This window comes from Paenibacillus sp. J31R30 (assembly GCF_059692115.1).
This window is the reverse complement of record NZ_JCAUAV010000002.1, coordinates 373,030-386,975: the sequence shown is the minus strand read 5'-3', so window position 1 is coordinate 386,975 and position 13,946 is coordinate 373,030. Positions and strand designations below refer to the sequence as shown.

Below are 13,946 nucleotides of genomic sequence, written 5' to 3'. Positions count from 1 at the left end.
TTGAGTGCAAACGATCATTTTTTTATAATTACCTCATATCCTATCACCATCGGCCAATTTGACATTCCATCACCACACCGCCTTCTTGCTTTATGGAAGAAGGATCGGTACAAATACTAGGGGGTGACGACCATAGCTCTCGTCGTCAGGGCCACACTCAACGCAACTGGCGCGATCACGTTCACCGGAAATACACTTGGCCTAAGCCGCTCGAATACGGATGGTATACCGGGAACTCAAGACAGTATTGGTGCTTTTACTACGATTAACACTGCGCTCAAATATGGCACCTATCCTTCAGGAACTACAAGCCTCTATACACTTAACAGTTCATCTGCCATTCTAACTATTCCTGCTGGAAGTACCGTATTGTATGCAGAGTTGATCTGGGGCGGTTCGTATATTAATGGCACTGTGAACCTAAGTGCTGCTATTAATAATGCCGTCACGTTTACTACACCAGCTGGAACCTCAAGTATTACGCCAGACAATGCCACTAAGAATGAATTTGATTTAGGCAGCGGCGCCTTCGGGTATGTGCGAACGGCAAATGTCACCACGTTGGTACAGCAAGGTATGGCCGGCACCTACACGACAGGCAATGTCGTCGGAACGGTTGTTATTCCCGGCGATCCCACTGCCAACCATGCGGGTTGGACGCTCGCGGTCATTTATCAGAACACCAGTTTGCCATTCCGAAATATGTCACTTCGCGTTGGCGCCGTACTCGTACAATCTACGTCTCCCCCCGTAAACACCACTATTACCGGATTTGCTACACCAGTCACAGGCGTATTAGGAGGCAGAGCCTTATTCAGTGCTCAGGAAGGAGATGCGAACAGAACCGGGGATCAAGCGTTATTTGGACCTACGGCGGCTTCCCTAGTCGCATTATCAGGGCCTAATAACTTTGCGAATAACTTCTTCGCTTCGCAAATCAATAATGACGCAGGCAATCTGAATACAACGGGTACTTTCGGTTCTTCAAATCAAATTAACGGAGCGCCCGGCACCAATATTATCGGCGGTAGGCAAGGTTGGGATATTACCAACATTGATGTTTCTGCCAGGTTGATTAACAACCAATCTTCTGCCATCTTGCAATTGACAACCTCAGGTGATGCCTATGTGGTCAACGCCAATGGAATTCAGGTCGATATTAATGCACCGAAAATTAATGTCACCAAAAGCGCGAACGTCTCTGGAACGGTCGTAGGAGATACGATTACCTATACCGTTACCACAAGTAATACTGGAACAGCTAGTGCTGCTAGTATCGTCTTATCTGATGCGCTGCCCACAGGTTCTACCTTCGTTCCCGGGAGTGTCACCGTAGCTGGTGTAGCGAAGCCTACCTTCGATATTACATCAGGAGCACCACTGGGCTCACTGGCCTTTGGCTCTTCCATTACTGTCACTTATAAAGCAACGGTCACCAGTATTCCCAATCCTTCACAGATTGGGAATACAGCGAATGCCGCTTTTACTTTCCAAAGTGTAGCCGGCGGCCCCGTCATCACAGGTGTCATTCCCTCTAACACCGTGACCACACCAATTTACGCTCCGAAAATTGCGATCGTGAAATCCTCCAATACCGCCAACGGCTCGGTAGGAAGTACTGTCACGTATACGTTGCAAGTTGCCAATACGGGGAATATCGGAGCGAATCTAACTATAAGCGATAACATTCCTGCTGGAACATCCTACGTTGCTAATAGTTTTCAAGTAAATGGTGTCACGATTCCAGGCGCGAACCCTGTTACCGGCGTCAACATTGGGACAGTAGCAGCCGGTGGCACCTCAACAGTCACCTTCATTGTGTTGGTGAATTCACTTCCTTCGCCTCCACAAATGGTGAACAAAGCCAATAGTACATACACGTTTCAACCTCCAGACGGTCGAACGATCCCTGGTATTGCGGAATCGAATACCGTCACCATCCCTGTCCGATTACCTAGTGTTGGAGCTGTCAAAAGCACGGCAGTCATTGACGCCGTTGTAGGGGACACCTTCACCTACAGCACCGTTATCACGAATTCGGGTGTGGCGAGCGTCACCAATGTCAATATGACAGATGTAGTTCCTTCGGGTGCTGTATTTGTACCAGGCAGTGTGATCGTAGGCGGCATATCTAAACCAACTGCGACCCCAGACGGCGGGATCGCTGTTGGCACAATTGGCGCAGGAAATTCCGTCACCGTCACCTTCCAAGTGAATGTTGTAACATTGCCTGCCTCCGGGCAGCTAGCGAATCAGGCAAGTATCTCCTACAGTTCAGGTACCTTTACCGGAACCTCGTTATCCAATACAACAACGACGCCTGTTTTCAAGGCACAAGCTGCGATTAGTAAGAGCGTTAATAGTACGAACGCTACGGTAGGCGATACCCTTACCTATACGCTCACCGTGAACAATCAAGGGAATATTGCTGTTCAACCCACCGTGGTTGATCACATATCCGCATCAACTACATTTGTGCCTGGCAGTGTTACGATTAATGGCGTCTCGAGTCCAGCTTCAAACCCTGCAACAGGGATTGCCGCAGGGTCGCTAGCTCCATCTGGAACGACAACGATTACGTTCCAAATTGTTTTGCAGAGCTTGCCTTCACCACCTAGACTTACGAATGCTGCAACAGTCAATTTCACCTATCAGCCGCCAGATGGACGCACCCTGTCCGGCAGCGCCACCTCCAATACGACTGACATCCCTGCTTCTGCCCCCAATGTGACAGTGGGTAAGAGTGTGAACCTGTTCTATGCTGCAGTTGGTGAAACGCTTATTTATACGCTTGATATCCTTAACAATAGTGTTGTTCAGGTTAACAACGTGGTGGTCAATGATTCGCTGCCGACCGGCGTTACGTTTCAAGCTGGCAGTGTAACGGTTGATGGGATTCCAAAGTCTACGGCAGATCCAAACTCTGGCTTCACGGTGGGTAGCATAAGTCCTGGCGCCTCAGCACATGTCGTTTTCCGAGCTACGGTCACGTCAGTTCCTAATCCGCCTCAGCTTGAAAACCATGCAAGCCTCAGTTTTACCTCCGGCGTTTTCTCCGGAGCTGCCTTCTCCAACTCCGTCGTCACGCAAGTGGAACAGCCGATTCTATCTCTTCTCAAAAGCGCGAGCTCGTCACTCGCAGTTATTGGCGATATAGTCACTTACACCATTGAAGCACGCAATACGGGCAGTATTTCAGCCGATGTCACACTGTTTGACAATATCCCAGCTGGCTGCACATTTATTGTAAACAGCTGTATCGTTGATAATGCCCCCTTGCCTGGCGTTGATCCAGTAAGCGGTATTCCTATCGGTACGATTCCCGTTGGCGGCACCAAGGTTGTTACCTTTGAGGTTGAGGTCGTTTCGTTGCCTACACCGCAACAGCTCGTCGATCAGGCAACAACCAGCTACTCGTTTACGCTCACCGATGGCCGCACGCTATCCGGATCAGGAAGTTCCAATACGGTGATCATTCCCGTATCCGCTCCTAACGTCACGGTGATGACAACAAGTAATGTGAGTTCAGCTATCCAAGGTGACACGGTTATGTATACGATCGTCGTCACCAACCAAGGTGTTGCGAACGTCAACAATGTAGTTTTAACTAGCATTGCAGATATAAGCACTTCATTCATTCCCGGAAGCGTCATCGTGAATGGCGTATCATCGCCGAACACGAATCCGTCTACCGGTATTCCAATCGGTACCCTGGCTCCGAATGCCCCGGTTACTGTGACATTTGAGGTGATAATCACAATGCCAACGCCAGAAATCATTAACCAATCTAGTGTCAGCTTTACATCTGGTACGTTCTCAGGCTCCTCCTCTTCCAATGAAGTTGTCACACCAGTCACGCAAGCGAACTTGACGTTGCTGAAAACTGCCAACACATCGAATGCCACTGTGGGTGATACCGTACTCTATAGTATTCTTGTGACGAATACAGGCAATCTTGAAGCGAATGTAATCGTGACTGATACGATTCCAACGGGGACTTCTTTTGTTCAGAATAGTGCTCTCGTTGACGGTACACCACAGCCAGGAGTTAATCCGATTACAGGCATTAACGCCGGCACGATTGCAGCAGGCGGCTCCAAAACGGTATCCTTCTCAGTGCTCATCAACACATTGCCGAGTCCGCAAGTCATCAGCAATACCGGTACGGCTACATTCACCTTTTTCCCGCCAGATGGGCGTACAATTACGCGGACAGCGACATCCAATACCGTTTCATTCCCTGTTTCTTCGCCTAATGTTACTGTCGCCAAAAGCACACTCTCTACAGCTCTCACTGTCGGAGATACGATCCTTTACAGTACCCTGATTACGAATAACGGGATTGCCGCAATTAATAACGTTTCCTTTTCCGATCAAATCCCAGCAGGCGGAACTTTCGTTCCCGGAAGTGTTGTCATCGTTGGAGCTCCGACACCTGTCGTACCTCCTAATCCAGCCACTGGCGTCACCTTGGGCACAATTGGAATCGGCGCCACTGTTACCGTTTCATTTCAGGTACTTGTCACTTCGGTGCCTAGTCCAGCGGAATTTAACAATTTTGCATCAGTCAGCTTCACTTCCGGCGCTTTATCAAGCACAACGAATTCCAATACGATTACCACACCTATTTATCAACCTGTCATTGATGTTCTCAAAAGCGCAAACAGCACGAACGCCACTGTTGGCGATACCATTGTCTACACGTTAAACGTCTCCAATACAGGGAATTATGCGGCTGCCATTACCATTTCGGACACCATTCCAGCCAATACCACTTTCCTACCAAACAGTGTCTTTGTTGGCAGCTCACCTTGGCCAGGGGCCGATCCCGCGACAGGCTTTTCCATTGGCACACTCGATCCCAATACGACCATACCTGTTACCTTTTCCATCATTATCGATTCGTTGCCTAACCCGCAGGTCTTAACGAACACAGCTACAGCTGACTATTCCTTTACGCTTCCTGATACTCGTACATTCAATCGCAGCGTTAATTCCAATACGGTTACCATCTCGGTTTCATCTCCTGACGTCAGCATTGTCAAAAGTACAACCGTTTATGACGCCGTCGTGGACGATATCATTCCTTATAAATTTGTTATTATGAACAATGGGCTTGCTCCCATTAATAATGTCGTATTCTCTGATCCACTGCCTTCCGGAGAAGCATTCATCCCTGGCAGTGTCGTCATTACTGGCGCTCCAACGCCTCCAGTTCCGCCGAATCCTGTGTCAGGTATTGCTCTCGGTACTATTGCAATAGGTGCGACCGTTACCATCACGTTCAATGTCAGAGTCACGTCCTTGCCAGACCCTGCCCAATTAAATAACTACGGCTCTGTAAGCTTTACTTCCGGCGCCTTCTCAGCAGTCACCTTCTCCAATACCATCACAACCCCTGTCTATCAACCGATCCTGACCGCAGTAAAAAGCTCAAGTACAACCAACGCTACAATTGGTGATTTGATTATTTATACGATTAACGTCAAGAACTCGGGGAATTTCCCAGCATCCGTAAATCTCATTGACACGATTCCGAGTGGTACAACGTTTCAACAGAACAGTGTCGTTCTTAATGGGTTTACACAGCCAGGTGCTGATCCTTCTGTCGGCATTCCATTCATTTCGCAACCGGGAACTACGGACGTCATTACCTTTGGTGTTGTGATCGTTACCTTGCCAAATCCACAAACGTTAGTTAACACAGCGACGGCTGACTTTACATTTAGTCCTCCTGACGGGCGCGACATTAACGGGTCCACCACGTCAAATACCGTTACCATCCCTGTCTCAGCTCCAAATGTGACTGTAGATAAATCATCTCCTGTAGATGATGCTGTTGTTGGCGATACGGTTGTCTATAACACTGTCATTAAGAATAATGGAAGTGGTACCGTTAATAACGTTCAATTCTTTGATCCGCTTCCAGCTTCCACAAGCTTCGTAACTGGCAGCGTCAAAATTAATGGGGTGACCGCACCGAATGCAAATCCGACGAATGGTATTTCACTCGGTTCTATCCTCCCAGGAAGCCAGGTAACCGTCAGTTTCAATGTCACGGTTACTGCATTGCCTACATCCCAGCAGCTTAGCAATCAATCGTCCGTCACCTTTACAGCTGGTGCCCTATCGGCTTCCGCCTTCTCGAACACAGTTATTATCTCTGTGTATCAGCCGATACTTTCTGTGCTCAAAGGTGCGAATACAACGAATGCAACGGTTGGTGATACCATTATCTATTCCTTAACCCTGCATAATTCCGGAAATCTCCCCGCGGATGCAACTGTGTTCGATACGATCCCAACGGGTACGGCCTTTGTTCCAAACAGCGTTATTATCAATGGGGTTTCACAGCCAGGCGTGAATCCAGCAACAGGTATCGATGCGGGAACGATAGCCCCAGGCGAGTCAGTCGATGTCAAAATTACCCTGGAAGTGACCGTAGATGCGCTGCCATCTCCACAACTGCTTTCCAACCAAGCTACGGCCAACTATACGTACTCCCCGCCAGATGGACGTTCATTAAACGGCACTGTTCTATCCAATATTTTAGTCATTCCAGTATCAGCGCCTAACGTAAAGGTTGTGAAAAGCACCGACGCCGATGACGCGATTGTCGGCGATACCATTTTGTACACCATCGTGGTCACGAATAGCGGTATTGAAGCCGTTAATAACGTCGTACTGACCGATCCAATCCCAACAGGAACGAGCTTTATCACTGGAAGTGTTACCGTAGGCGGTCTTTCCAAACCTACACTTAATCCAAGCACAGGTGTGCCAATCGGTTCTATTCCTGCCAATAATTCTGTCACGGTGACATTCGAGGTGACGGTCGTATGACCGCCGACTCCCATTCCACCAATCATCTGATTAATCAATCTGTTGTCCGATTCAGCTCAGGCAGCTACACCAGTCATTCCTATTCGAATATCGTGGATACGCCTGTGGTGGGTCCCATCATTACGATTCTGAAAAGAGCAAATACAATCGTTGCTGAACTCGGTCAGGTCATCACCTATAGCTTAACGATCGCCAATAAGGGTAACTTGGATGCACAAGTTACCCTTTTTGACAACATGCCTGAGGGTACTTCCTTCATTCCCAACAGTGTGATCGTTGATAATATTCCGTTGCCCATGGCCAGACCAGATCAAGGAATTCCGCTTGGTCTTGTAAAGGTCTGTCAAACGATTGAAGTTACTTTTCAAGTCATCGTCCTAGAGGTTTCGCCTTCCCGACATCTTAAGAATCAAGCAACCACAGTTTATCACTTCCATACGCCTGGAGGGAGAGATGTCACAGGCAGTTCCAAATCCAATACCGTCATTATCCCTTTCAAGGAAGTGAAAATTCGTTTCATCAAGCAGACTAATACGACTTCCACCTATGTTGGCGATACGGTTACTTTTCATTTCACGATTATTAATGAAGAGGATTGTCCGATTCGCCGCCCATTCTTTCAGGATGAACTCCCTGAAGGGGCTGTCTTTGTTACCGGAAGTGTCAAGATTGATCAAGTCAGCTTTCCATCTGCTAATCCATCAGAAGGGATCAAGCTTAGTGAGATTCCTGGCAACACAGAAGTTGCTATCAAGTTTCAAGTCATGATCACGCATGTCCCCCCATCCGATTGCATCATAAATACGGCTGTTTTTACTTATATGAATGGCGATTATCGAGGAAAAATAATTACTAATCCCATTTCAATTAAAGTCTATGATCCTGCCATGACCGTCGTTGAATCTGTCCATGAAAAACAGGCTACGTTGGGAGACACCTTGTCGTTTAAGATCACGATAACAAATCATGGCAATATCACGACCGATGTTTGGCTGTCCGATTTCATTCCTGAAGGCAGCTCGTATGTATTGGGTAGTCTTACCATAGATGGCGTTCCTTACAGCCAGCGGATTCTACCTAGCCCTGTACCTCTTGGCGATCTGCAGCCTCATAAGTCGTTTCATATCGCGTTCCAAGTCACTGTAAACTCGTTTGCGATCTCCAAAGATCAGAAGCAACTCACCAGCCAGGCTCATGTCTTATTTACATTCCGTCTACCGGATGGTCGATTAGTCTCCAACCGCATACTGTCCAATAAAGTCAATATTGAGCTCCTGTGGCCAATTCTGGATATCCTATTGTCTGCTTCACCAAAGCAAGCTGAGCCTGGTTCCATCATTAATTATCAAATACTGGTAACCAACACTGGGAACTTGGCTGCGAACAACGTGTATCTGCTAGATTGGATTTCTCAGCTGAATACGCTTGTTCCTGGCACATTGCTAATCAATGGTGTTGTCATGGAACAAGTGGATGTAAAGCAGCCTTTACCGCTAGGTACTCTCATTCCTCATACGGCTATTGAGATTACGTACCAAGCCGCGATTATTCATCACCCTAATACCAAACGCTTCACACTAAAGGTTGCCGCAACGTACGATTACCAAGTGAATGAGCCAGTTCATAAAGGCACTGTGATTTCCAACGTAGTCGTCATTCGCATTGATCATGCAGACGAATAGAAATGCAACAAAGCCGAGGCTGTAATAGCCTCGGCTTTGCTTATTAATGACGATCGTTAATCGCTTTGATAAGTTCAACAGGGATTTTCGGCTTGCGATCATAGGTAAGCAACCCATTGATCTCTTGCTCAACATCCGTCAATTGCGTATAACAATAGCCTTGAACAACACCAGAGTTCAGGAGTGGACGAATTACGGCGCGCAGCTTTTGCTCATAATCCTCATCGTTATCGGCTCCCGAGTAGCCCCAGCCCTCCCAATCACTCTTCTTGTACGCAATCCCGCCGAACTCAGTTACTAGAATTGGCTGATCTTGATAGGGGAAGCCTTCCACGAATAAACGTCGATTCGCCGGCATCGCATGGACTGCCTTTTCCTTGGAGCTGTATCGTTCACTGAGCACCTCTTCCCGCCACTCATAATCATGAATAGCGAATAAGTCGGTTGTCACAAGCTCCCAGCCATCATTCGAAATAACAGGGCGCATCGGATCCAATGATTTGCTCAAATGATACATCGTCAAAGCATGCTGCTGCTGGCGTTTATCGATTTGAATATTCGGAACACCCCAGCTTTCATTGAGCGGTACCCAAGCAATAATCGACGGATGGTTATAATCCCTTTCCATTGAGGCAATCCATTCTTTGGTAAATTGACCCACGTATTTGTCCGAGTACTCATACGCATTCGCTGCTTCGCTCCATACGACGAGTCCTAGCACATCACACCAATAGAGGAATCTTGGATCCTCCAGCTTCTGATGCTTCCGAGCCCCATTGAAGCCCATCGCCTTCGTAAGCTCGATATCTTGCTTAATCGCTTCATCGCTCGGCGGCGTCAAATTCCCATCGGGGAAATAGCCTTGATCCAGCACCATTTTCAGAAAATAAGGACGATTATTCAAGCATAGTTTGCCATCCTCGATCGAAACTTTCCGCATCCCGAAGTAGCTGCTCACCACATCCTGGGCCTCGTTATCCATCAGAAGTGTGAAGGTGACATCGTATAAATTGGGTTTCTCTGGCGTCCACCAACCACCCAATCCATGATCATTGAAATCATTCAAACGGATCTTCCGTGCTCCAGTCCCGCTTCGAATGCCATACACATCTTCGGAGACTAGTTCACCTTTAAAAGAAATATCAACCTTCAGCTGATACTTGGACGTCGAATGTGCGTTGATACCATCGATTTCGTAGCTGATTTCAATCTGCTTCGCATCGATATCCGGTGTCATTTTCACTTTTTCCAAGTAAGCGCTCGCAGATACGGCCTCCATCCAAACCGTTTGCCAAATTCCCGTGGTTCTCGTATAGAAAATACTAGCGGAATCCGCTTTCCAATATTGTTTCCCTCGTGGCAGCGTCACATCTTTGCTGAAATCGACAGCCTTTACAACGAGCAGATTGGACCCGTCCTGGAGAGCGTCTGTAATATCCGCATGGAAAGGCGTATGACCACCTTCGTGCGTGGCTACCAGGATGCCGTTCACCCAAACCGATGCCAAGTAATCGACAGCTCCAAAATGAAGCAGAATCCGCTTATTTTCAAAAGCCTGTGGAATTTCAAGCTCGCGGCGGTACCAGACGATATCGTGGAATTCATTATTACCAATACCGCTTAATTGACTTTGAAAAGCAAATGGCACTTGAATCGTCTGCGAGAAATCCTTATCGCCTGTATGCCACTTCTGCTGCACACCAACACCTGCATCATCGAATTCAAACTGCCACTCGCCATTCAAATTAACCCAGCTATCACGTACAAATTGCGGTCTCGGGTATTCAGCTCTCGGTTGGTTGCTCATTGTGGTGGAAAACCTCCAATAGATAATTTAAAAGTTAATTAAATAACGTAATAATTCCTGATTTCATTATGCAATCGCACGTAAGTAAAGTCAATACGTGTTATTCAATTAACTTGAAAGTTAACTACATGAGACTGTGTTGACCGTGAGTAGACCGCCGCCGTCCCCCATTGTGAGCTTGATGCAGCTGTAGTCCGAACTTGCCTGCTTATTTGCGACTGTTGGTGGAGATTCGTGCCTGTAGTTCGATTTTACCCACTTAAAATGCTCATAATCAGCTTCAACCATGAAAATCGGGTCAATAGTTCGGCGAAATCGGATTAAAGTAGAAGAAGTGGTGGATTGGCCTCGATTAAGTCGGCATTTTAGGACTATTACTGATTAGACAGATGTCATGCCAAACAACCCCCACATAGCAGCTATGTGAGGGTTCTCCTTACCATGCCTATGATGACTTAGTCGATATAGCCGGCCATGCCATTTTTCATTAAATATTCCATCTCTGCTTCTAGAATCGTGTCCACCGCAAGCTCACTCAACTTCACATCGGGACGGCTCAGAATATGATCGATCAAGTCGTCGCTATCAATATCGACAGGGCCTTTCGAGCCTTGTTCAGCTTTTGCGATGAACGCTTTTTCATGTTTCAGAACAAGCTCAATTTGTTTCGGATCGGCCTTTGTTTTATTGATAATGAATTGTAACAGCTCCTGCTCATTCATGGGTGCAGTCATTCTTCTCACTCCTAATCTGGTTATATCGCCTATTGTACCATAAGTGAACAAAAAGAGACCCACAGCAACGGGCTGCGGGTCTAAAGGTTTATATTTTAAAAGGGGGTCGTCTTTTATTATAAGCGATTAACATGTATGTCAGATGACTACAATATTTCTTTTATATTACAAATTTACTTGAATTACAAAGGGAACGATGAAAACTTCGTTATTCTGCTGAAACTGGCCCCAAATTTTGTAGATCCCTTTTTTGGGGAAAAGAATCTTGAACGCCGCGGCAGGGCCCGAAGTAGCTGCTGTTTCCGTGGGATGTACATGGACATACTCCTTGCCGTCCTCACTAATCGCAACAACATGGCCTACGCTTCCCAAATAAGGCTGCAAATTCGTAACAGGCGTTTTCCCTGCACCCTGCTTAAAAGTGAACACCATGTCCAGCGTCATTCCCGCCATGAGATGATCGAAGGCTAGGGTGACTTCCTTGTCACCTATTTGTTTGGTTAAGCTTTTGTCTGGCTGAAGCTTAACAGCTTTCGGTGCCTTACCGTTAATCGTCACCCAATGGGACTGTACGGTTTCCCCTAAGCCAGTTGGCGTATAATCAGCAAAAAGCTGATAATAACCTCCTGCTGGAAACTTCGTTTGAACATCGAATCGCCCAGTGCCAGCATAGGTTGGATGAAGATGTTCGAAATAGGACAAATCCTTACTGACCACGATAAGGTGCATGAGCTTCTCGTGCATCACATCGAATTTCTCGATGGGACGATTCCATTTATTTTGAACCAAAATCGTGATGTTCGACAGTTCATTCGGTAAATAATTCGGTGAGTCCAGTGAAAAACGGGCAATAGTATCATTACTATGCTGATGTGTGACGGATGACGGCGCCAACGTCATCCCTGACATGCCAGACATATCAGACATATCAATCGTCGTTGTAGAAGCTGAACCGCAAGCTGTTACGAAGACCGTCAAGCCTAGTAATACCATTCCATGCCACTTCATTCGCTTTTGGATGACGTTACTGGTGCTGCAAGAATACTTAAGCCAAGTGAGGACAAAGCGCACAAGAAAATCGTTCCCCCCCAGAGCTCAGGTGACCAGTCCAACGTATGAAATAATTTCTGATTAGCGAAATAGAGCCCCCAGATCATCACAGGAAGAACGAAGAAAACGGCTTTGTAGCGCCAGTCTGTCACTTCCCTCTCCTTGATTTCACGGAACAGCACATCACCGATAATCCCACTTATGAGCAGGATGATAATCGATCCGTAATTTCTAAATCCGTCCAAAACGGCCAGGAAGATCGACTCAAATAGGAAAAAGAAAGTAACCGTACCGAATGGGAGTTTCCATCTTCGCAGGACAAACATCAACGGAATTACAAGAATCATCGTTGTCAGCATGAAATCCACGACGGCTCTTGCGATCGCGTCATAATCTCTAGCCATCCATAAGTTCTGGCGAAACGACCATGCGTACATCAGGAAGAAAGCGAACACGGTAAACGTTAGCCCAATCGAAGTTAACGCCGGTAACAATTGGCGAAACGTAGGAGCAGTACCCTTTTCAGCAGCGCTAATCGCACGATAAGGACTTGTCAGAATTAAGAGGGCACCTGCGAGTAACAGAAGATGCGTCGGGCTTAGCAGGGCTTCAATATTAACCTCAATGCCGAAGACGGTATGCCAGTACATATCACCAAGTCCACCGATAAAGAAGAGGATAACCCCCGCTACACCAAGCTTGTACCCTACGGGGATCGCCGCGATCCAAGTGGGAGATTGACTGCTTATTTTGTTCGAGCGAATCATCATAAAAATCCAAAACGCACAAGCCAAATAGCCCGAGTATAGAATTGCATGCCACGGTGTAAAAAAGGTTTCTACCGCGCCATGATTGTGAGCGAAGCCGTCAATGAATAAACCGATTATCAACCACATGCCCATAATCATTGTGATTGAGTGCTTGGACGTAGCCGTAGCTGTGTTTGCTTTTAGGGGACTAACCGTCGTTGGGATAGACACAATAATCAGCTCCTTATGAAATAGGTAGGTTTAATTCTTCAGGGGTGCTCAATTTATCGTAAATGGCCTGTTGACGCAAAACCAAATATAACTCTGCTTTCGTAGAATTATAATACGGTAATACGAACAACACACCTACGCCTAGCGCTAAGACACCGAGTAGAAACCACCCAATAAAAGATAGATCAAGAACAAACATCCGCCATTTAGACCCTCGGGTCATCTGATTGCTGAGCTGCACAGCTCTCTTCCTGCCAATGGTCGGATTATCACCAAGAATATATGGCACCATACTGTACGCATAAGTCTTCACAATGCCTGGGATTATGAGCAATAAATACCATAAGAAATTAAGTAACGCGCTCCAGAACATCCCAGCCACAATACCTAAATATCTGCCTTTGCCAAAAGCATACAGGAGATGATGCATATCGACCTCCCCCTGAGAGGCTTGTTTAAAATATTGCTGTGCATTCACCTTGAACGGAGCAAGCACAAATATGTTGAAAGCTATTGCTGCCAATCCAGCTACACTCGCAAAAATAATGATGAAAATTAGAATTATTGCACCTACACCATCGGATACATCGCCAAACCCTCCACTCATGTCAGAGAGGTTAAAAGACGAAGACGAGCCACTTCCCGAATTCCCAGAACAACCCGGAATCCCACCGCTAACTATGGCAAGCAGCAAGCTGACCAGAAATGCCTTCCAATACGAAGTACGTAGTACTTGTTTCGCTCTACTTTTTAACTCTTTACGCGACCAATCCACAAAACCCCTCCTAAGGTATGCCTATATACCATCTTATTTTATCGCAGATAGTCATAGAACAGTACCTGTTTTTAC

The 13,946-nt window shown here is 46.7% G+C and carries 7 protein-coding genes; 2 read left to right on the top strand and 5 right to left on the bottom strand.

The window, feature by feature from the left end; all coding sequences use genetic code 11:
* Nucleotides 1–123: 123 nt before the first annotated feature.
* Together AC58QO_RS07640 and AC58QO_RS07635 are read left to right on the top strand one after the other, a co-directional pair.
* Nucleotides 124–6,843, top strand: a complete 6,720-nt coding sequence (locus AC58QO_RS07640) for a DUF7507 domain-containing protein (RefSeq protein ID WP_497264704.1) — start codon at nt 124–126, stop codon at nt 6,841–6,843.
* The gene (locus tag AC58QO_RS07635; protein WP_497264703.1) at nt 6,840–8,525 is read left to right on the top strand and encodes a hypothetical protein; all 1,686 of its coding nucleotides are present in this window, start codon (nt 6,840–6,842) and stop codon (nt 8,523–8,525) included. Before AC58QO_RS07640 ends, AC58QO_RS07635 begins: the two co-directional genes overlap by 4 nt.
* 43 nt (nt 8,526–8,568) lie before the next feature.
* Here the strand turns inward: AC58QO_RS07635 and AC58QO_RS07630 are convergent, their stop codons facing one another.
* From AC58QO_RS07630 to AC58QO_RS07610, 5 genes are all read right to left on the bottom strand, one after another.
* Nucleotides 8,569–10,332, bottom strand: a complete 1,764-nt coding sequence (locus tag AC58QO_RS07630) for a glycoside hydrolase family 2 protein (RefSeq protein WP_497264702.1) — start codon at nt 10,330–10,332, stop codon at nt 8,569–8,571.
* 455 nt (nt 10,333–10,787) lie between these two features.
* The gene (locus tag AC58QO_RS07625) at nt 10,788–11,066 is read right to left on the bottom strand and encodes a hypothetical protein (protein ID WP_497264701.1); all 279 of its coding nucleotides are present in this window, start codon (nt 11,064–11,066) and stop codon (nt 10,788–10,790) included.
* Nucleotides 11,067–11,231: 165 nt separating this feature from the next.
* A complete protein-coding gene (locus AC58QO_RS07620) occupies nt 11,232–12,059 on the bottom strand; it encodes a DUF8832 domain-containing protein (RefSeq protein WP_497264700.1) in 828 nt (275 codons plus the stop codon).
* A gap of 11 nt (nt 12,060–12,070) precedes the next feature.
* Entirely contained in the window at nt 12,071–13,096 is a 1,026-nt protein-coding gene (locus tag AC58QO_RS07615; protein ID WP_497264699.1) for a hypothetical protein, read from the bottom strand.
* A gap of 13 nt (nt 13,097–13,109) precedes the next feature.
* Nucleotides 13,110–13,871, bottom strand: a complete 762-nt coding sequence (locus AC58QO_RS07610) for a DUF975 family protein (protein ID WP_497264698.1) — start codon at nt 13,869–13,871, stop codon at nt 13,110–13,112.
* Nucleotides 13,872–13,946: the final 75 nt, after the last annotated feature.